Origin of the sequence: Dickeya fangzhongdai (genome assembly GCF_002812485.1) — a bacterium.
GTDB lineage: Bacteria > Pseudomonadota > Gammaproteobacteria > Enterobacterales > Enterobacteriaceae > Dickeya > Dickeya fangzhongdai.
In genome coordinates, this window is record NZ_CP025003.1 from 1,058,221 (window position 1) to 1,077,161 (window position 18,941).

General features: G+C 55.8%; 16 protein-coding genes. 12 read left to right on the top strand and 4 right to left on the bottom strand.

Going from position 1 to position 18,941, the window contains the following annotated elements; translation table 11 throughout:
• Window positions 1-12: 12 nt before the first annotated feature.
• The 12 genes from CVE23_RS04895 (at window position 13) to CVE23_RS04950 (ending at window position 14,684) form a co-directional block, all read left to right on the top strand.
• A complete protein-coding gene (locus tag CVE23_RS04895; protein ID WP_100849017.1) occupies window positions 13-1,539 on the top strand; it encodes a TolC family protein in 1,527 nt (508 codons plus the stop codon).
• Entirely contained in the window at window positions 1,536-2,438 is a 903-nt protein-coding gene (locus CVE23_RS04900) for an efflux RND transporter periplasmic adaptor subunit (protein WP_100849018.1), read from the top strand. Before CVE23_RS04895 ends, CVE23_RS04900 begins: the two co-directional genes overlap by 4 nt.
• Complete coding sequence (locus CVE23_RS04905) at window positions 2,431-3,795, top strand: efflux RND transporter periplasmic adaptor subunit (RefSeq protein WP_049842530.1); 1,365 nt, start codon at window positions 2,431-2,433, stop codon at window positions 3,793-3,795. Before CVE23_RS04900 ends, CVE23_RS04905 begins: the two co-directional genes overlap by 8 nt.
• 2 nt (window positions 3,796-3,797) lie before the next feature.
• Window positions 3,798-5,879, top strand: a complete 2,082-nt coding sequence (locus CVE23_RS04910; protein ID WP_049854429.1) for a biotin/lipoyl-binding protein — start codon at window positions 3,798-3,800, stop codon at window positions 5,877-5,879.
• 31 nt (window positions 5,880-5,910) lie between these two features.
• Window positions 5,911-6,897 (top strand): Bug family tripartite tricarboxylate transporter substrate binding protein, encoded by a 987-nt coding sequence (locus CVE23_RS04915; RefSeq protein ID WP_072093963.1) that lies wholly within the window; start codon window positions 5,911-5,913, stop codon window positions 6,895-6,897.
• Window positions 6,898-6,947: 50 nt separating this feature from the next.
• Window positions 6,948-7,934: a Bug family tripartite tricarboxylate transporter substrate binding protein gene (locus CVE23_RS04920; RefSeq protein WP_100849019.1), complete on the top strand. Its 987-nt coding sequence runs from the start codon at window positions 6,948-6,950 to the stop codon at window positions 7,932-7,934.
• Between the two features lie 219 nt (window positions 7,935-8,153).
• On the top strand, window positions 8,154-8,630 hold the full coding sequence (locus CVE23_RS04925; RefSeq protein WP_038918012.1) for a GyrI-like domain-containing protein: 477 nt from the start codon (window positions 8,154-8,156) through the stop codon (window positions 8,628-8,630).
• Between the two features lie 538 nt (window positions 8,631-9,168).
• Complete coding sequence (locus tag CVE23_RS04930) at window positions 9,169-9,894, top strand: ABC transporter ATP-binding protein (protein WP_100849020.1); 726 nt, start codon at window positions 9,169-9,171, stop codon at window positions 9,892-9,894.
• A 149-nt stretch (window positions 9,895-10,043) separates the two neighbouring features.
• Complete coding sequence (locus CVE23_RS04935) at window positions 10,044-10,451, top strand: hypothetical protein (protein WP_038918013.1); 408 nt, start codon at window positions 10,044-10,046, stop codon at window positions 10,449-10,451.
• A 202-nt stretch (window positions 10,452-10,653) separates the two neighbouring features.
• A complete protein-coding gene (locus CVE23_RS04940) occupies window positions 10,654-11,940 on the top strand; it encodes an ABC transporter permease (RefSeq protein ID WP_100849021.1) in 1,287 nt (428 codons plus the stop codon).
• A complete protein-coding gene (locus CVE23_RS04945) occupies window positions 11,933-13,399 on the top strand; it encodes a TolC family protein (protein ID WP_100849022.1) in 1,467 nt (488 codons plus the stop codon). The genes CVE23_RS04940 and CVE23_RS04945 overlap by 8 nt, the downstream gene beginning before the upstream one ends.
• Complete coding sequence (locus CVE23_RS04950) at window positions 13,392-14,684, top strand: efflux RND transporter periplasmic adaptor subunit (protein ID WP_100849023.1); 1,293 nt, start codon at window positions 13,392-13,394, stop codon at window positions 14,682-14,684. The genes CVE23_RS04945 and CVE23_RS04950 overlap by 8 nt, the downstream gene beginning before the upstream one ends.
• A 159-nt stretch (window positions 14,685-14,843) precedes the next feature.
• Here CVE23_RS04950 and CVE23_RS04955 read toward each other — a convergent pair whose 3' ends face one another.
• The 4 genes from CVE23_RS04955 to CVE23_RS04970 all read right to left on the bottom strand — a co-directional run bounded on the left by CVE23_RS04955 (window position 14,844) and on the right by CVE23_RS04970 (window position 18,483).
• Entirely contained in the window at window positions 14,844-15,371 is a 528-nt protein-coding gene (locus tag CVE23_RS04955; protein ID WP_038918018.1) for a P-loop NTPase family protein, read from the bottom strand.
• 342 nt (window positions 15,372-15,713) lie between these two features.
• The gene (locus CVE23_RS04960) at window positions 15,714-16,358 is read right to left on the bottom strand and encodes a hypothetical protein (RefSeq protein ID WP_100849024.1); all 645 of its coding nucleotides are present in this window, start codon (window positions 16,356-16,358) and stop codon (window positions 15,714-15,716) included.
• 74 nt (window positions 16,359-16,432) lie between these two features.
• Entirely contained in the window at window positions 16,433-17,101 is a 669-nt protein-coding gene (locus CVE23_RS04965; protein WP_071605159.1) for a glycoside hydrolase domain-containing protein, read from the bottom strand.
• 245 nt (window positions 17,102-17,346) lie between these two features.
• Entirely contained in the window at window positions 17,347-18,483 is a 1,137-nt protein-coding gene (locus CVE23_RS04970; RefSeq protein ID WP_038918025.1) for a linear amide C-N hydrolase, read from the bottom strand.
• Window positions 18,484-18,941: the final 458 nt, after the last annotated feature.

Genomic DNA, 18,941 nt, shown 5'->3' on the forward strand with positions numbered 1-18,941 from the left:
TGGAATGTCACAATGCCTGATTTTATTAAACAGTCTGTTTTGGCGTCTTTTGCTGTCTGGGGAGTGGTGACGATTACCGGGTGTGCGGTGACGTCGCCACCGATTGATACCGATAAACAAACCTGGGGTGCGTATGACCGTATCAATGAGATCGTGTCCCGTGATGAGGCGGTTTCGGGGCCGATTTCGTTGTATGAAGCGATGGCGCGAGCGCTGAAATACAACCTCGACCAGAAAATCGAACTGATGGATGAGGAATACAAAAGCAAACTCAGCGAGCTGGGAAGGCTTGGCATGTTTCCGTCGGTGGTGGCGTCGGTGGGCGGCAGTCAGCGCAACAATGACTCCGGCTCCAGCAGTCGTTCATTGATCGACGGCAGCCAGTCGTTGCAGTCTTCGACATCTTCCGAACGGCGTACCTATACCGCTCAGTTAGCGGCCAGTTGGGATATTCTGGATTTCGGCCTGTCCTATATTCAGAACAAACAGAATGTGGACGAGCAATATATCTCCCAGGAGCGGCGACGTAAGGTCATCAGCCGTATTCTGGAGGATGTGCGTACGGCTTACTGGCGGGCGGTCAGCGCCGACCGTACCCATGAAAAACTGATCAAGCTGGAAGCGCTGGCGCAGAAAACCTTGTACCAGTCCGAACAACTGGCGAAACGGCGCAACGTGTCGCCGCTAAAGGTGCTGAACTATCAGCATGATCTGCTGGAGATTCAGGCTAATGTGCAGCGCATGCAGCGTGAATTGTTTTTTGCCAAAAAGCAGCTGGCGGCGCTGATTAACCTGAAACCCGAAACACCGTTCAAATTGGTTCTGCCGGACCGGACCGCCGTCGTGCCGGAATTACCCGGTTCGGCGGAGCAGATGATATTGATTGGGTTGAAATACCGCTCTGAATTGCGTGAATCCAGTTATCGAAAACGGATCAATGATAATGAATTGACGAAACAGTGGGTTCGCAATTTGCCTTCATTTAAAACGTTATTGGGCATGAATTACGACACCAATAAATATCTCTATAACAATGAATGGACGAATCTCTCCGGCACGGTCAGCTGGAATCTGATGAATGTCTTCAGTTATCCGATGCAGCATAAGGTGGTGCAGGCCGAAGCGAAAGTGATTCAGGCGCGTGAGGATGCGCTGATAATGGCTATTCTTACGCAAATCTATGTCGCCAGGGCGCGTTTTATCCGTCTTTCTCAGGAGTTAAATACGGTGCGTCAGAGTCATGAGGTTCAGGACAATATATTAGAACTGACCCGTGCTGGTTTTCAGGGAAAAATCATCAGCCAGATGGATCTGGTACAGGTTGAGATGAAAACCATTCTGGACGAGGTGCGTTACGACACCGCCTACGCCGATTTACAGAATGCCTACGCCAATCTGTATGCCTCAATGGGTATCGATAATTTTGATTCTGACATTACTGAAAAGGATTCCGTCTCCAGTATTGCGAAAAAACTCCAGTTTTATTGGACGGAAGAAATTACCACCTTACCGGAAGTATCAAGGCGGGAAAATCCATGAAAAACTGTCGACTCGTTATTATTTTGGTGATTGCCGCCCTGTCGTTTTCCGCCCACGGCGCCGGGCCGGAAAACAATGCGTCGGAAAAAAATGGGGCGGTGATGAAAGGGAATTCCCGCGCGGTATTATCGGGTAACCGGGCTTTTGCTGAAGAGAATGGCGTTTATCAGGCGCATGGTATTTTGCGGGCGATAAATCGGGCCACGCTCTCTTCGGAACTGGGCGCCCAGGTATTACAAATTCCGTTTCGCGAAGGAATGGCGTTTAAAAAAGGCGACCTGCTGGTCGGGTTTAATTGCGCGCGTCCTCGTGCCGAGGCGGACGCGGCCAATGAAGAAGTGAAGGTAAAAAAGAACGCCTGGGATACCAATATCGAGCTGGATAAATTCCAGTCGGTGGGGCGTTATGATTTGCTCACCTCACAGGCGGAATACAATCAGGCGGTCGCCAAAGCGCGCGGGCTGGCGATTCAAATCAGTTATTGCGAAATTCGCGCGCCTTTCGCCGGCGTGGTGCAGGAACTGAAAGTCTCGCCGTATGAAGCGGTGTCGGTTAGCCAGCCGTTGATGACCATTGTGGACCCGAGCGCGCTGGAGCTGAACGTGATTGTGCCGTCTTCGTGGCTGAACTGGTTGAAGGCCGACATTCCGCTCCAGTTTATGGTGGATGAAACCCAGTCGGCTTATCAGGGCCATGTCACTCAGGTGTTGCCGCAAATCGACGCGGTGAGCAAGACGGTAAAAATTATCGGCCAGCTCGATGCCGACGCATTGAACCACCAGGTGTTTGGGCCCGGTATGAGCGGCTCGGTCATTTTCAAACAGTCGGCCGTCTTAAAACAGTCTGATGTCTTAAAACAGCCGAATGCCTTAAAACCACAGGGGGACGGTCATGAATAATACGATCCCCGCACAAAGCAATAACAACGCTGCGCCGTTGGGGCAACTGGCGCTGCCCGCCCTGAAACTGCTGCAGTTTGAAGCCGCGATCAGAAAGCTGGCGGACGAACGGCTCATGAAAGCGCATATCGCCAATGCGGTGCGGCAGCTGTTGCCCTATGAGCAGGCGATTGTCTGGCAGCGCAATCAGTTCTCCGGCAAATTGCGCGTGGTGCAGGTATCGGACGTAAAGGGCGTGGAACGCAAAGCGCCGTTGCTGCTGGCGCTGGAGCGGTTTCTCAATAAAAAAGGCCAGGCGCTGGAGGACTGCCGGGTCATGAATCTGCAGCAGGCGACGGCAGTCGAACTGAAAAACTATCCGCTGCAACATGGGCTCTGGTTGCCGCTCGGCTATCGAGAGCAGCCGGAAGCCGGGGTGCTCTACCTGCGCAGCGAGCAGGACTTTAATGAAGCCGAGCAGTCGCTGGCGCTGCGTCTGTCCGAAACGTATACCCATGCGTGGCTGGCGTTGCGGCGCGAGCCGCGGCTGTCGCAGGGAACGCGGCTGCTGCGTCACTGTCTGTGGCTGGTGCCGGCTATTCTGGCGGCGGGCGGGTTTATTCCGGTGCCGCTCAGCGTGGTGGCGCCGGTGGAGGTGATCGCCCGCGATCCCTACCGCCTGACCGCGCCCATCGATGGCGTGGTACGTCAGATTCTGGTCGCGCCCAACAGTCAGGTGGCGTCCGGAACGTCGCTGGTGCAGTTCGAAGATCTGAAACCCTACAACGAAATGGTGCTGGCCGGGCAGGAACTGGCGGTCGCGGAAGCGCACAGCGGCCAGGTCAACGCCTCGGCGTTTGAGGATGAAAAATTCCGTCAGGAGATGGCGGTCGCCAGTACCGAATACCTGCTGGCGAGGGGGCGCTATCAGTACATGACGGACATTTACCAGCGCACCAAAGCCGTCGCACCGCAATCCGGCATCGCCATCTATACCAATAAGCGCGACTGGGAAGGCAAAACCGTGCGGGTGGGCGAGGAGATCATGCAGGTGGCGGATCCGCAAAAGATCCAGTATCAGATTGCGCTGCCGGTCAATGACAGCATCCACCTTAAAGTCGGCGACCGGATCCGCATCTTTCTCGACAGTTCGCCGTTGAAATCCTATAACGCCACGCTGACCACGTTCAGTTATACCCCGCAGATCACGCCGGAGGGCGTCAGCAGTTATACGCTGCTGGCCGAAGCGGATAGCGACGACGTCTACCCGCGTATCGGCGCCCGGGGAACCGCGCGCATCTACACGGAAGACGTGCCGCTGTGGTTTCAGCTGTTGCGCCGTCCGATTGCGTCGGCCAGACAATTTCTGGGGATCTGAATATGGTTGACGACAGCACGGCGCTGCCCCGTTTACGTCAGGAACTGCAACTCGAATCCAGCCCCGGCAGCGACGGAGAGATGAGCTGGCGCATTTACGATCCCTGGCAGCATCGTTTCTTTCAGTTGCCGGAAAGTGATGTGATGCTGATTTCCCGGCCCGGCTGCCGCACCATCGGTCAACTGAAACCGCTGCTGGATTCGCGCGGGCTGCGTTTCAATATTGAACAGTTCGGTTCGCTGACGCTGTTTCTGCGCCAGCAGCATCTGCTGATGGCGCAGGACTACGCGGAATCGGTGGAGGAAAAGCCCAAGGCGCTATTGCTGCGCAAACCCAGCGTCCGGCAACTGCCGCTATGGGATCCGATGCCGCTGCTGAACCTGGTGGCCGGACATCATCTTCGCTGGCTTACCCGAGCGCTGTTGACGCTCTGGCTGGTAGTCACGCTGGCCGGGTTGTATCTGACGGCCAGACAGTGGGACAGCTACCTCGCCACTTTTCGGGATTTCTATTCGCTGCAGGGTGTGCTGGGGTTTGGCGTGGCGATCCTGTTTTTGAAGTGGTTTCACGAAATGGGGCATGCCTTTGTGGCGTATCGTCAGGGATGTCGGGTAGGGAAAATGGGCATTTCCCTGTTTGTTATCTTTCCGATGTTTTACACCGATCTGACCGACGCGGCGCGGGTTGTCCAGCCGCGTCGCCGTATGTGGATTGCGCTGGGCGGCGTGGGGGCCGAAACGCTGATCGCCGGTCTGGCTACCGCGGGATGGGCGTTGCTGCCGCCGGGCACGCTGCGTTCCATCTGCTTTGTGCTGGCGACCACCAGTTGGGTGACGACGCTGGCTATCAACCTTAATCCGTTTTCCCGTTTTGACGGTTACTACTTTTTAAACGACCTGACCGGGGTGGAAAACCTGCAGCCGCGCTCACGCTCGCTGCTCAATTATTACTGGCACCGATGGGTACTGGGGCCGGTGCTGGACAAGCCGGAGCCGGTCGGCGGCCTGCGCCCCAAGCTGATGGCGCTGTATGGCCTGATGGTGCTGGCGTATCAAATGTTTCTGATTCTGGGCATCGGTTACCTGGCTTATCGGTTTTTCATTCCGCTCATCGGGATACTGATATTCGCTTACATCCTTTATCACTATGTGCTGCAGCCGCTTTTGCTGATGGGGAGAGATATGGTTCGACACCGGGAGAAAATAACCTGGAGACGTAAACTGGTGCTGACATTGCTGCCGTTCGTGGCGATTATCGCCTTTTTTTGCCCTCTTCCCCGCACCGTCAATATCCCCGCCATGGTGAATATCCAGGGGCAAACCCTGATTCACGCGCCGGATAAAGCGCGGCTGGAGACGGTCGCTATCGGTAATGGCGACCGGGTGCGGCAGGGGCAGGTGCTGCTGCGTTTTTCCTCGCCGGAGCTCACCTTTCAGCGCGAGCAGGCGATGATGGAGCATGACCTGATGCAATTCCGGCTCAACCGCATCAGCAGTTCCGAGGCGGAAAAACTGGAAACCGTGACGCTGCGGCAGAAGTTGCAGGAAGCGGAAGAAACGTTGGCCGGGTTGGATAATCAACTGGCGCAGCTGGTCTGGCGTTCGCCTGTCGATGGTGTGGTGGTGGATTTGATCGCCAATCTGCAGCCGGGGCAGTGGTTTTCGCCGGATCAGGTCATCGGTCGGATTCTGGAAGGCGACAAGCAGGACATCATCGGCTATGTGGATGAAACCTTTGTTTCCCGCCTGTCGCCCGACCTGACGGGCAAATTTATCCCGAATAACCTGTCGATGCCGTCCCTGCCGGTCAAGGTTGAACAGTTGGATCCGAACAGCTCCGAATTTATCACGCCGAAATCCCTGAGCGTCCTGTATGGCGGGCCGATCGCGTCGCTGAAAAATGATAAAGGGGATGCGGTGCCGGTGGTGGCGATGCACCGAATCCAGTTTCTGTTTAGCGACGCCAGCCTGCGCAATCAGCAGGCGTCGCAGGGCGTAGTGGTGTTGCGGCTGGCGCCGGAGAGCCTGGCCAGTCAGTCGGGAAAACGTTTGTGGCGTTTGATTATTTCAGAGCTTAACCAGTAACCGAAGTTAACCAGTAACGCGGGAGGGTGACATGACATTGACTCGACGTGCATTTCTGGCAGGCGCCTCCGCCTGTATGGTCGCGCCCTGGTTGGGAGCGGGAGCCGCGGAAACCGCGCCATCCGGCGAATTGATCTTCGGGTACGGCAAAACCGGGATCGGCAGCTCACTGGCGGTCGATACTGCGGCGTCGCTGGCGCAATCTTATCAGCAGAACCTTTACAAGCTGGTCAATATTCCCAGCGGAAACAGCCTGCGCGCCGTTTCGACGGTTAAACGCGCTGCCCCCGATGGCCGCACGCTGTTGCAGGCCCAGTCGCCGCAGATGAATCTGCTGCCGGTGATCTATCGCAGTTTGCCGTATGACCCGCTCACGGATTTCGAGCCGCTGGCGATCATGGGGGAATACACCTTGTTCCTGACCGTCGGCAAGCTGGTGGATCCCCGGGTCAAAACGCTGGATGACTACCTGCGTTGGGTAGAGAGGAACCCGGAATACCGTAATGTCGGTTTTACCCAGTTCGGCTCGACCGGCCATATCGCGCAGGCGATTCTGTCGCGCCAGAAAGAAGTGGCGATCCAGCCGGTGGCCTACTTTGGTTCTTCGATGATGATCGAGGATTTACTGAATGGCTACCTCTCCGCCGGGCTGGTGATTTCGGGGAATGCCTCCAGCGCGTTTCGAAGCGGTCGCCTGCGCGCGGTTGCCATTACCAGCACTGAACGTCATCCCGGCTGGGAAAACATTCCGACCTGCAAGGAACAGGGCGTGCCGGAAATGGCGATTAGCGGCTGGTACGGCTGGTTTGCACCGGCCTCAATGCCCGACCGCGTCTACGCGCCGCTGGCCGAGGCGTTACAACAGCGCATTCAGCATGAACATTATGCCTCTGTACTGGAACGTTATTCTCTGAAGCCGGTAGCGTCGTCGTCGCCCGACAGGATTCGGGAGCGTATCCGCGATGAGCAGGAGTACTACCGCGAGTTGGTTGACAGTTATCACATCAGCCGGATCTGAGGTGAGGCTGCCTTGATGGAACATCCGCAAATCGATTGGGAGACGAACATATGGCTATGACCCGGCGAACATTCCTGGCGGGCTGCTCTTCGCTGCTATTCCCCGCGCTGTATTCGCGTGGACCTCAGGCCGCCGCGCCGCAGGAAGGCGTGGTGATGTTTGGTTATGCCCAGACCGGGTTGGGCAGCAAGGTGGCGAACGAAGTGTCGGTACTGCTGGAATCTCAATATCGTGCACGCCGTTATCGGCTGTATAACGAACCCGGTGAGAACAGCATCAGGGCGGTGATGTCGGCGAAAAAATCGCCCGGCGATGGCAGCGTGCTGCTGATGGCGCAATCGCCGCAGCTGATTATTTTCCCGTCTATCTACAACCACTTACCCTACAATCCTCTGACTGATTTCAAGCCGCTGGCGATAACCGGCGAGTATACCTTGCTGCTGACGCTGGGGCCGATAGTGGACGCCAGGGTAAAAAGCCTGGACGATTATGTGCGCTGGGTGGAAAGCAACCCGGAGTTCAGCAATATCGGCTTTGCCCAGTTTGGCTCTCCCGGCCACATGGCGCAGCTGGTGCTCGGGCGCGAAAAGAACGTGGCGCTGCAACCGCAATCCTACTATGGCACTTCCATGATTGTGGATGATTTGCTGAACGGGCATCTGGCGGCGGCGTTTCTGATTTCCGGTAACTCGCTCGATCTGTATAAGAATGGCAAGCTGCGGGCGATCGCCTCTACCAGCCGTTTGCGTCAGCCGGGGGTGGATGACGTGCCGACCTGCCGCGAGCAAGGGATTCCGTCGATGAATATTAATGGCTGGTACGGCTGGTTCGCACCCGCCGGCATGCCGGACAGTGTTTATCGTCCGCTGGCGGACGCGATGCAACGCACCATCGTGAGCTACGACTATCTGGAAATGCTGCGAAAATATTACCTGAAGCCGGTGTACGACAATCCCGATAAAATCCGGCAGCGAATTCAACAGGAGCAGGCGTATTACGCCGACCTGATTGAGACGTATCGGGTGAGCAAAGTGTGAGCCGCGTTCGCGCCGGGCTATCGTCCCCGTAGTGTGAGCCGCGTTCGCGCCGGGCTATCGTCCCCGTAATGACCGCACGTCGCGCTATTTATGAAAAAATCATCTTTCGGCGCGGTTCGGTAATGTCAAAAACGTTTATCAAATAGCCCTGCTTTTGTTGTGTGATTAATGATGCTGTGTTTATATACAGTAATGTTAATCGAGCAATGAGGGGGAAATATGACACTGCGTTTTGACGTGGCACAGCCTAAAAAGGTGCATTGCCTGCGCGTTATCGGGCCTTATCATCAATCGGTGCCCGATGGATTTCAGAAACTGATTGCGTGGGCGCAGGAGCAGCAATTGCCCTGGACGGAAACGCTGGCGTTTTACTGGGACGATCCATCAGAAACGGAACAAGATCAGCTGCGGGCGGATGTGGCGCTGGTGCTGCCGGCTGAAACAGCGATAGGCGAGAATACGCTGGGTGTCCGCGAGGAAACGATTCCAGAGGGATTGTTCGCGGTCTTGCATACCATTGTCAGCAACGGTGAATTCGCCAAAGCCTGGGGCGAGCTATATGACCTGATTGCCCAGAATGGGTATAGGCCGGCCAGAGGCGTATGCTTTGAACGGTATTTATGCGATGGCAGCAATGGAAACTGGGAAATTGAAATCTGGCAGTCGGTCGACCCGAATGACGACGACCAACAATGAAGATTGCGCGTCTTCGCTGATGGCAAGGATGCCATAAAGCCGGACGTAATATGCTCCGGCTCCAGCGCCGGCGGCGATCAAACCGCGATACCCTCAGGTTTTCCCGTTCCGGTATGCGTCTGGAAATAGCTGACGGCGTGGTACGCACTTGCGCGCCGCAGCTGGAACCCTCCCACTTTGAACGACCCCATCGAGCGCTTCCGGTGGCTTGATGCCATCGCTGTTGCCTGCTCGGCATACCGGTTGATGGCCTTACCGCGATGACATCACGCCCCTTTGCGGGAATAACAGACAACGTATTCAGGAGTTATGCGGCATATTCTCCAGCGATGTGCCGGTCAGTGAGGCGTGTGCCGGTGTCGTCATTTTTTACCGGCAATGATGATGGTTTAGTCATGCATTTTTTATGTTTCGTGTATGATTCGCTGTCTGAATATTGCGAATGATCTGGCCCCGAATGAGCAAGCGATGTTGCCTTGCCCGGTATCCGGCGGCGCCGGGCAGGCGGAAATAACGGGCATCACCAAAGGATGGAGTCATGCAGGAAGGCCGGTTCGACACGCCACCGGGAACATCGGCCCCCGGTCTGATACAGCTGGAACAGGTTAGCCACGCTTATCCCTCCGCGTTAGCGTCGCACCCGGTTCTGCATAATGTTTCCCTGTCGGTTGACGCAGGGCAGAGTTGCGCCATCGTTGGCGCTTCCGGCTCAGGGAAAAGCACGCTGTTGAACATTATCGGGCTGCTCGATAAACCCTCGTCGGGGCGACTGTGGCTGAACGGCTGTGACATGGCGCAGGCTTCGGCCGATGAACGCGCCAGAATACGCAACCAGACTATCGGGTTCGTTTTTCAGAGCTTTAATCTGCTGCCGCGTCTTAGCGTGCTGGATAACGCGGCGCTGCCGCTGCTCTATCGCGGTTATTCCCACCGTGATGCCCATCAGGCGGCCAGGCGTCAACTGGAACGGGTTGGGCTGGCCGAGCGCCTCCATTACCGCCCGGCGGATCTGTCCGGCGGCCAGCGACAGCGCGTCGCCATCGCCCGCGCCCTCACCGGCGAGCCGTCACTGTTGCTGGCCGATGAACCCACCGGCAATCTCGATAGCCAGACCGCCGGCGATATTCTGTCGTTATTGCTGGCGCTGAACCGGGAACAAGGGGTGACGCTGGTGATGGTCACGCATGACGAATCCATCGCCCGGCAGATGCAGCGTCGTATTCAGGTGAGCGATGGCCGCGTTCAGGAATACATCAATAGTTAAATGTTTTTATATGGTTACTAATTTATTTGTAAAGGTTTGGTCGGATGAGTCGATATTGACTAGCGGCAAAGTTTCTGACTTATTGCCTTATTTTATAAAGGATGCTGTCTTTTTTATGACAGCGTAAAACGAAACCAAGGGAGGTTTCCATGCACCTTAAATCATTAAAAAAATTGTTAGTTGTTAGTGCGCTGGCTCTGGGCGCCGCCTCTCAGGCGAACGCGGCAAGTTGCGGCCCGACCCGTGTGACCGTTCCGGTATCGGGCTCGGTTAATCCTCAAACCGAAGTGCAGATCTATTCCAAAACGTACAACTGCTCGGCATACCTGATGGCGTCTTTAACGCCGAATTTTGGTTCCTCTTCCGTTTCTCTGTCGTTGACGCTCAAGTTGTATCAGCAGGTGGGTGGAAGCTGGCGTAGCGTCAGTGAAGGCCGCAATGTTTCCTATCAGATGGGCAGCACCGGCGGTACTTACAAACTGGTTGTCTTCAATAGCAATACCAGCGGTAACGCCCTTAACTGGACCGGAAATTATAAATCCCCTCTCAATAACTAATTGACAGGGAAATGACCCACGCCGTTTCTGCCACAAAGGTGTGGGTCAGTTAACAGCACGAATCAGGGAGGATAGCGTGAACATTCAAATTTTATCCGTGACGGCGCAGAGACAATGGGCCGGGCGGTTTCCTCGTCTGGTTGCTGCCTCTCGCGTGGTGACGGAAAAGACTGTTTCCTGATGCGATAAAGGCTCGGTATTTGTGTTAAAGCGCGACGGGGACTACGCCAAAGGGATACATTCCGCGAAACAGCCGGAAGAACGGCACGCGGCCTTACCTGATGTCGCCCGTTCTCCCTACGGCGCTTCTCTGCATTACATGCTGACCGAACCGTTGGATAGCCTGCGCCAGTTAGGGCGACGGGCGGTGCTGGCGTTGCTGGGCATCACGGTGGGGTGCGCTGCGGTGGTAGCGTTGCTGAACATCGGCCACAACGCGGCGGCGGATGCCCTCCGCGCCTTTCGCGATATGGGCAGCGATATGCTGGTCGCCGGCTTTGCCGACGCGGCGCAGACCAGCCAGCGCCGCGTGCCCGCCACGCTGGATATCGACGCGCTAACCCGCGCCTTGCCTGGAATCCGGTACGCCGCGCCGCTTATTCTCACTTCGACCACTGCCCGCCTGCACCGACGTCAATTTAATGCCATCGTGGCCGGCGCCGGCGCCGAACTGGCGCAGGTGCTGGCGTTGCGGGTCGCACATGGCCGCTTCCTGACCCGTTACGATCGCCAGAGCACCTACGCCGTGCTTGGCGCGAAAACGGCGGTCGAACTGGGCGAAGCCGGTACGCCGGCGACGCTTGGCAGCCGAATACAGCTTGGCGGTTATCTGTTTGAGGTAGTAGGGATTTTACAAGAGCAGGGGCAAAACCCGTTGCTTCCGGTGCCGGTGGACGAGGCTATCATCCTGCCTATCGAAGGCATGCACCGTCTTCTCTCCTCTCCTGAAATCAGCAGCGTGGTGGCGCGCAGCCGCCGTAGTGAAACGTTGCAGCAAGAGGCTGCGGCACTGCGTGATTATATGATGGCATTGGCGCCGGGACGCGAGGTGTCGGTGCAACTCTCGCAGCAACTGCTGGAAGGTATGGCGCGGCAGTCGCGCACCTTTACCTGGCTGCTCGCCGGATTGGGCGGCGTGTCGCTGCTGATGGGAGGCGTGGGCGTGATGAACGTCATGGTGATGAACGTTGCCGGACGGCGACGCGAAATCGGTGTGCGTATGGCGCTGGGCGCCCGCCCAAAAGATATTGGCCGCCTGTTTCTGCTGGAGGCGGCGGCGTTGGCGATCGTCGGCGCGCTGGCCGGAGCGATTGTCGGCCTGCTCGCCGCCTGGTTGTTTGTGAACATGTCCGGCTGGACTTTTGCTTTGTCCCCGCTGTCGCTGCCTTTGGGCATGATCAGTTCGCTGGCGGTCGGGGTGTTCTTTGGTCTGCATCCCGCCCTGACGGCGGCCCGGCTGGAGCCGGTAAAGGCGCTGCGTGATGATTAGAACGGTTGCCTTCGTCCTGTTGCTGCTGGTTGGGCTGGATGCGTCCGCCGCGCTGACCGACCGCCTGCTGCCTTCTCAGGCGACCCGTGCGGGCAGCAGCACCTTGTCTCCCAACGCGCAGATTATCGATCTGACGCTAAGCGACGCTATCTATCTTGGCTTGCGCGATAACCGCGCCATTCGTAGCGCCTATCTGGATCGCGTCGCGCAGAAATTCGACCTGCTGGTGGCCGAAGACCGCTTTACTCCCAAGCTGGTGTTGAGCGGCAGCTATCTGGCGGCGCGCAATCAGGATGACCGCTACCGTCAGGGCGAAATCGCGCCCACCACCACGCTGCTGACGCCTTATGGCACCCGCGTGAGTCTGGCCTGGACGCACCGCTCCACGCTGGCGGATGAAGCCGGTCGTACCCGCAATGACGGCGCCACGATCACGGTTATCCAGCCGTTGCTGCGCGGTGCAGGTAAAGAGATCGCCACCGCGCCGGTGCGGCTGGCAAAGCTGTCCGAGCAGATCAACCGGCTGACGCTGAAGGCCACCGTCGCCCGGACTATTACCCAAGTCATCATGGCCTATCGGGCGTTGCTGCAGGCGCAGGAGCAATTGAACATTGCCGATGAAGCGCTGGCGCGTTCACGCCAGTTGCTGGAGGTCAACCGCTCTCTGATCGCCGCCGGGCGCATGGCCGAATTCGAAATCATCCAGACGGAAGCGGATGTCGCGACTCAGGAGCTGTCCCGTGAAGAAGCGATCAATCAGCTTGACGTCAGCCGCCTGGCGCTGCTGCAACTGCTGGCGCTGGATTTGCGCACGCCTGTCCGCGCGACCGAGCGGTTGCAGGCCAGCCGCGTCGACGTCAGCCCCGCCGCCGCGTTGTCTCAGGCCGAGGCGCTGCAACCCGCCTACCTTACGCAACTGATCGTCGATAAACAGGCCGACATTAGTCTGGCGGTGGCGCGCAATGACCGCCTGTGGGATGTGTCGCTGGTAGGGGGAACCAGCCAGCTGCGCGATCGCAACAGCGCGGTGGGCGGGTCGCGCAACTGGGAGAACTATGTCGGCGTGCAGGTGGACATTCCCATCGGCGATATGAGTCAGCAGCAGGCGGAGGTGCAGGCGCGGGTTAACGTGCAGAATCAACGCATTCAGCTCGCCGAAAGCCGCCAGCAACTGGAGCGCGACGTCACCAACGCCGTGCGCGATATCGGCACCCGCTGGCGCCAGTTTGAGATAGCCCAGCGCGCGCGGGATCTTTCGCGTCGCAAGCTGGATATCGAACGGGAAAAACTCACCGCCGGGCGCTCCAGCAACTTTCAGGTGCTGAGTTTTGAAACCGATCTGCGTAACGCCGAAAACGCCCGGCTCAGCGCCCTGATTACCTATCTCAACACCCAGGCCGATCTGGATCAAACGCTGGGTACGACGCTGCAAAGCTGGGATATCTCACTCAATGATTAATCTTTCACGATACCGGCAACGCCCGCTGCGCCGGCGCCTGGCGCTGATGGTCGCCCTCGCGCTGGGCGTGGCGGCGACTATCTGGACGTTCTGGCCGCCGGCGACCAGCGCCATGCCGCAGACGCAATGGCTACGCGTTGAACCGCAGGTGCTGGAAAACCGTCTGGGGTTGACCGGGCGGATTCAGGCCGCCGCCACGTTGACGCTCTCCGCGCCGTTTGACGGCATGATCAAAGACGTGCTGGTCAATGAAGGGCAACGGGTGGAAGCAGGCCAGCCGTTGCTGACGCTGGATACCGGCCTGCTGGATATCCAACTGCGTCAGGCGCTGGCCGACTTGCTAAAAGCGCAGCGCACAGTGCAGGACATGCAGCACTGGGAACAAGGTCAGGATGTGGCGCGGGCGCGACGTACCCTGAATAACGCGCGTATCAGCCTGACGAACACCGAGGCCAACCTGAAAGATACCCGCACCCTGTTTGAGCGCGGCATCGTCGCCAGAATGGAAGTCGATGCGCTGGCTCAACAGGCTCAGGCGCAACGGCTCGATCTGTCCGCCGCGCAGGAGGAATTGCAGGCGGCGCTGGACCGGGGGCGTGGCGAAAACCGTCAGATCGCCGAGATGGAACTGGCTAACGCTCAGTCGCGCCATCAAACGCTGATGGCGATGCAGGCGCAGCAGGTGGTGCGTGCGCCGTTTGCGGGCGTACTGGTGCGCCCCGCCGCGCCGGAAACCGATAAACGCCAGCCATTGCAGCCGGGGATGCGGGCCAATCAGGGGATGCCGCTGTTCGGGCTGATCAATCCTGATCGCCTACAGGTCGTAGCCAGTCTCGAAGAGGCCGACCTGCATCAGTTGCACGAAGGGATGGCGGTGGAGATCAGCGGCGACGGTTTTGCCGGGCTGACGCTGAACGGCCATATCCAGACCATCGGTATTGAAGGGCGCGCTGGCGACATGGCCGCCGCCAGCGCCCGCTACGATGTGCTGGTTACTCTTGCTACTCCGCCGGCGGAACAGCGCCAGCGTCTGCGGCTGGGGATGAGCGCCCGGCTGTCGGTGGTCACGTATCGTAATGAGCACGGCATCGCCGTTCCCGTCGAGGCATTGCACACGGACGAGGCCGGCAACAGCTATGTTCTCTTCCGTCAGGATGCCGACAGCGTGCCGCAGCAACGTGCGGTGGTGCCGGGCGTGGCGGTGCCGCAAGGCGTGGAAGTGAAGGGTCTGCCTGACGGACCAGGGTACGTCGAAATCACGAACAGCAGCGGCGCTGCTGAATGAAGCCGATTGATGCATCACGTCCGGATGAAAGCAGCTTACAGGCCGGGCCGGTCGCGATATCCACGTATTGAAAACGACGCTTATCAATAACGGGGGATTATGGCGGATTATTTATGGTGGACTGTTATGACGGGCCAATATGGCTGATGATTGAGATGGCTATCTCGTGAGCTCCCATTCATCAAACTGTTTATTAATGTCGTTAATCGAGGTCAGTTTGATTTTTGGTATGGTCAACGTGTCAAAGAGTTCAGCATAGTGTTTTCGGTTTTTAGGCGTGACGGCAGCAATATGATGGAACATTTTCCAGTTAAGCCGGTCTTGCCCCCCTTCCAGACCACCATAGCGCTTATATTGAAATAGCGTCCGGTTTACATAACGCAGCAAGCTCGACAGCGTAGAGACATCCAGCAGAATCAGTCCCGTGGCGCGGGACAAACGCTGCGGCAGGCATCTTTTGTAATTGCCATCGATGACCCAGCTTTCCTTATTTATTGCCAGCTCATGCAATAACATAAACTCATTCAGAGGGCGTTCTTGCCAGTTTGAATGGGGGACATGAAAAAGTTGGTCCAGATGGATCACTTCCAGATTACGTTTCTGCGAAATCGCATTAGCAAGGGTAGATTTGCCGCTGTTTGACGGCCCCATAATGCAAATTCTGTCTCCTAAATCTGAAAGCTTCATCGTCTTCTCCCTACAGCGCCGGGTCTGGTATCCAGGTGAGCGCACGGCCGGGCGCCGCCGCCACAGCGAATGTCTCATTCCCCCTATGGTATAAGGAAAATTATTATTTTTTTATATTTCAATCACACCGTCACAAACTGTGTCGTTGTCTGCGCATTGCTGATGGCTGCGGCATGAGACTGGATCTGCTTCCACTCTGTACAGGCGCTCTGCATATCTGACTTTTGGCTTCGACGTCAATACCGATCAGAATACGTGCGATAGATATTAATTTTAATCAGTTTATCAATGGATGATAGCTACCGGGCCAGCCTGTGTGCGCTATCCATATGGCTTTTTCGGTTACTTAAATAATGACGATGCCTTGTTAAAGCCGTAGGGCAGGAACAATGTTGTACCAGCCAGAAAATAGCGCCAGGCATCGAGCGCATCCTGGATGGGTTGACCGTTACAGAGTTGCCAGACCACATAATAGCCAATCGCCAGAAAAAACGTCCCGAGAATGATAGTCCCTATCAACGCGATCAGCCTCGAGGTACTGGCTACCATCAATGGCATGACGCCGGATGCCGGCGGCGGCGTGCCGGCGGGCAGCTCGACTTCCTCCTCAAGCGCATTCTTCAAACTCCATTGATCTTTGCGCAGTGTTTTTGTCACTACGCCAAGCGCGCACACCCATATCAGCGTGATGCCGGCCAGAATCAAATACGTCAAAGTTTTGGGTAATGGACTAACGGCGATATAAGGCAATGGATTCACCGGTGTTGGTGGGAGCAACTGTCCGGAGCCGGCTATTCCGGATACGCTGGCCGGGCTGGACATCGGCGGCAACGATATCGCCGCCGGGGGAAGAGGGGATGCCGTATTCGTCTCTGCCGCCTGTACCAACGCGGGCAAGACCAGACCGACCATCAACATGACCAGCAGGCTGTGCCGACGGAAAAAAGCAGATAAAAAGCGGCTGAAACATGAATTTTGCATAAACATCTGAACCTACCGGTTGTATTGGTTTATGTCATACCTGATTGATGACAGGGACGGTTTATGAGTGATTGCCCGTTTTAGCAGGAAGGATCCTTAACCGTACTGCTGCTGAGGTCCACCGTCAGAGAACAGGCGTCATCACCAGCGGTAACTACACAGTTTTGTCGCAGTTGCCACATTGTGGCTTCCGGATATCCACACCCATCCGGCGCTACCGTCGGAAAATCTGTGCCAGGAAAGGGTTCCTGTTCGGTTGTGTTTACCCTGAATGCCCAGATACGGCTGGCAGGTAATTGTTGTTGTACCGCGGCAGCCAGGTCATGAGAGCAGTAAATTCCTGCGAGATATCCTCCGGTTTGCACCGCGCTTGCCCACGCCTGTACATAGCCGGATTGCGCAGTTGGGTAAGGCGGGCCATTTTCGAGATCCAGATAGACCCAACTGTTGGCGGGAAAGCCCTCGCTATTCATGAGTTGCACCGTGTGTTGGCCGTCTTCTGAACCCTGCGACGGCGTTACTTCATGAGAACCCGGACCGGTGACTTGCTGCCCAACGTATATTGGCGCTAATCCCCAGCCGTCAGACTGCAGGGTTGCTCGTTGTCCCATCCAGCTCGTATCTTCATGGCTCGGCGCTGCGGCAAGATAATACCCACACCATGTCAGGTTGGTATTTTCTTGGAACCAGCCCATCAGTTCATTACCGGGGAATGTAGAAGAATCAAACCCAGCGAAATATGTCGGCATAATATCCTCATATCAAAATAGTGCGAGATTCTCTCTTGCGGCTTCAGGATGTAAAACTGCTCGTGTTAATTCGCGTTATCGGTGGAAAAGTATCTTAGTGGCGTTGGCAGCTATCGCTGACCAGCACGCTAAATACTTTCTGGTATATTCCTGGTTCATACCAATTGGCTATCTGACATGCTATTGATATATCATCCGCCAGATGATTATCCCTCCATAGAGAAGGGATAATCTGGTGTGATACCTTATATTCCGGCGAACTTGAAGGGCTCTGCTTTCTTAAATTGCTCTGAAACCTGCCCGGAGTAGATCGTACTTTGGTTCGGCCCCAGATCCAGTTTCATGGCGCTGCCATCACGTGGAGAGAAATCAATCTTTTTCAGGTCGACCCAAAAGATATTGGGAGATAAGGCCGATTCAAAGAAATATTGCATGGATTTATGATCAATTACGCTACGCCACCGGGTTGAGGCGATATTCGGTTGATCAGGTTCATTTGGTCCAGCCGGCTTATTCAATTTATCCAGTTTGTTCGGTTTGTCCGATTCATTCTTCAGAGTATAACCGTAGGGAACGGAAACATTACGTATCACACTGAATGCACTGGCTAAAGCTTTATCATGCCCTTCATTTTTGGCAATATTATCCACATAGAATGAGGCGCGCACAAAACGATCCGCCGCCCGATTCGTGCCCGGCAACATGACGCTTCCACCTATTTCTTTCCAGTAGGCATTGAGCGCCAATTGCTGGTTGAAAACCGGCGAATTGGTCATTACCTGATACTCCCGGCTATGGTGAATGACCTGTTTGCCGTCGATATATTCAATAATCGCACTATCGCCGGATGCATCGGATAATGACAAATGCAGCGTTGCCAGCCGTTCTTCGTCAGGAACATTGGCGGTGACCAGCGTAAATTTATCCTGCTTTAGCGCCTGAACCGCCTCATCGACGGTGGCGAAGTTATCCAGCACATATTGCGCCCAGGCGGCGATACTTAGCCCCGGTTTTTCAGCGGTAGGCGCAGTAGTGGGATATTTTGATTCTACCAGCCACAGCAAATTGGCGGCTAACCCTTTTTCATTGATGCCATCTGTTGTCGAGATATCGTAAGCCGATGCGATGACGCTGCCATATTTAGACACCCACTTAAGCGAGTGCTGTCCCGCTTCGCCAGAACGAGGTAACTCGCGTGGGAATACCCATAAGTTTGTTCCCACATCTTTTTTCCAGTCCATCGAGCGAGCGGTGATCGTTTCATTATTATCACCCAGATAAACTAGCCGTGTGCAGGCAAACGTTACGGATGAGCTAAGTATTAATGCGCCCAGCGATATAATGCAAGCAACAGAGTTAACTCGCTTATTATTTCTCTTCATGTTTTTTCCTTTCAGTTTTTCAATGCCAACTAATTATAGATGGCATCTGCCATTGCATTCGTATTTTTTAGATTTTCAATTGTTGATTATTTTTAGCGGATTAATTTTTTGTTTCTATATTTTCAGTGGATTAATATTTTAATTTCTTGTTCTGATTTAATTGTCGTCCGGTTTTGAATTGCGATCATTGCTACTGTTTAATCGCCTTCTGCGAAGGCATATGTTTTCTTTGTAATATTAATCTTATGATCAGTGTGGAAATGGTTTCAGTTCTTCATCGATAAATTCAACGGCTTCTTCAACGTCACGCATGACGGTGGCCATCCCTCTAACCGTGGTGACAGGATCTGTCACTACGCTGCTCCAGACTACGTTTTCTTTTCATAACGAAGGAAAACTATCATGACCAAAATGAGTAACAAGGCCCTGGAAACTGAGGTGATCTACGACGCTACGCC

What these genes read in the sequence shown, in the direction of transcription:
- CVE23_RS04895 (WP_100849017.1), top strand. Translation starts at nt 13, where the DNA reads ATGCCTGATTTTATTAAACAGTCTGTTTTGGCGTCTTTTGCTGTCTGG.
- CVE23_RS04900 (WP_100849018.1), top strand. Translation starts at nt 1,536, where the DNA reads ATGAAAAACTGTCGACTCGTTATTATTTTGGTGATTGCCGCCCTGTCG.
- CVE23_RS04905 (WP_049842530.1), top strand. Translation starts at nt 2,431, where the DNA reads ATGAATAATACGATCCCCGCACAAAGCAATAACAACGCTGCGCCGTTG.
- CVE23_RS04910 (WP_049854429.1), top strand. Translation starts at nt 3,798, where the DNA reads ATGGTTGACGACAGCACGGCGCTGCCCCGTTTACGTCAGGAACTGCAA.
- CVE23_RS04915 (WP_072093963.1), top strand. Translation starts at nt 5,911, where the DNA reads ATGACATTGACTCGACGTGCATTTCTGGCAGGCGCCTCCGCCTGTATG.
- CVE23_RS04920 (WP_100849019.1), top strand. Translation starts at nt 6,948, where the DNA reads ATGGCTATGACCCGGCGAACATTCCTGGCGGGCTGCTCTTCGCTGCTA.
- CVE23_RS04925 (WP_038918012.1), top strand. Translation starts at nt 8,154, where the DNA reads ATGACACTGCGTTTTGACGTGGCACAGCCTAAAAAGGTGCATTGCCTG.
- CVE23_RS04930 (WP_100849020.1), top strand. Translation starts at nt 9,169, where the DNA reads ATGCAGGAAGGCCGGTTCGACACGCCACCGGGAACATCGGCCCCCGGT.
- CVE23_RS04935 (WP_038918013.1), top strand. Translation starts at nt 10,044, where the DNA reads ATGCACCTTAAATCATTAAAAAAATTGTTAGTTGTTAGTGCGCTGGCT.
- CVE23_RS04945 (WP_100849022.1), top strand. Translation starts at nt 11,933, where the DNA reads ATGATTAGAACGGTTGCCTTCGTCCTGTTGCTGCTGGTTGGGCTGGAT.
- CVE23_RS04950 (WP_100849023.1), top strand. Translation starts at nt 13,392, where the DNA reads ATGATTAATCTTTCACGATACCGGCAACGCCCGCTGCGCCGGCGCCTG.
- CVE23_RS04955 (WP_038918018.1), bottom strand. Translation starts at nt 15,371, where the DNA reads ATGAAGCTTTCAGATTTAGGAGACAGAATTTGCATTATGGGGCCGTCA.
- CVE23_RS04960 (WP_100849024.1), bottom strand. Translation starts at nt 16,358, where the DNA reads ATGTTTATGCAAAATTCATGTTTCAGCCGCTTTTTATCTGCTTTTTTC.
- CVE23_RS04965 (WP_071605159.1), bottom strand. Translation starts at nt 17,101, where the DNA reads ATGCCGACATATTTCGCTGGGTTTGATTCTTCTACATTCCCCGGTAAT.
- CVE23_RS04970 (WP_038918025.1), bottom strand. Translation starts at nt 18,483, where the DNA reads ATGAAGAGAAATAATAAGCGAGTTAACTCTGTTGCTTGCATTATATCG.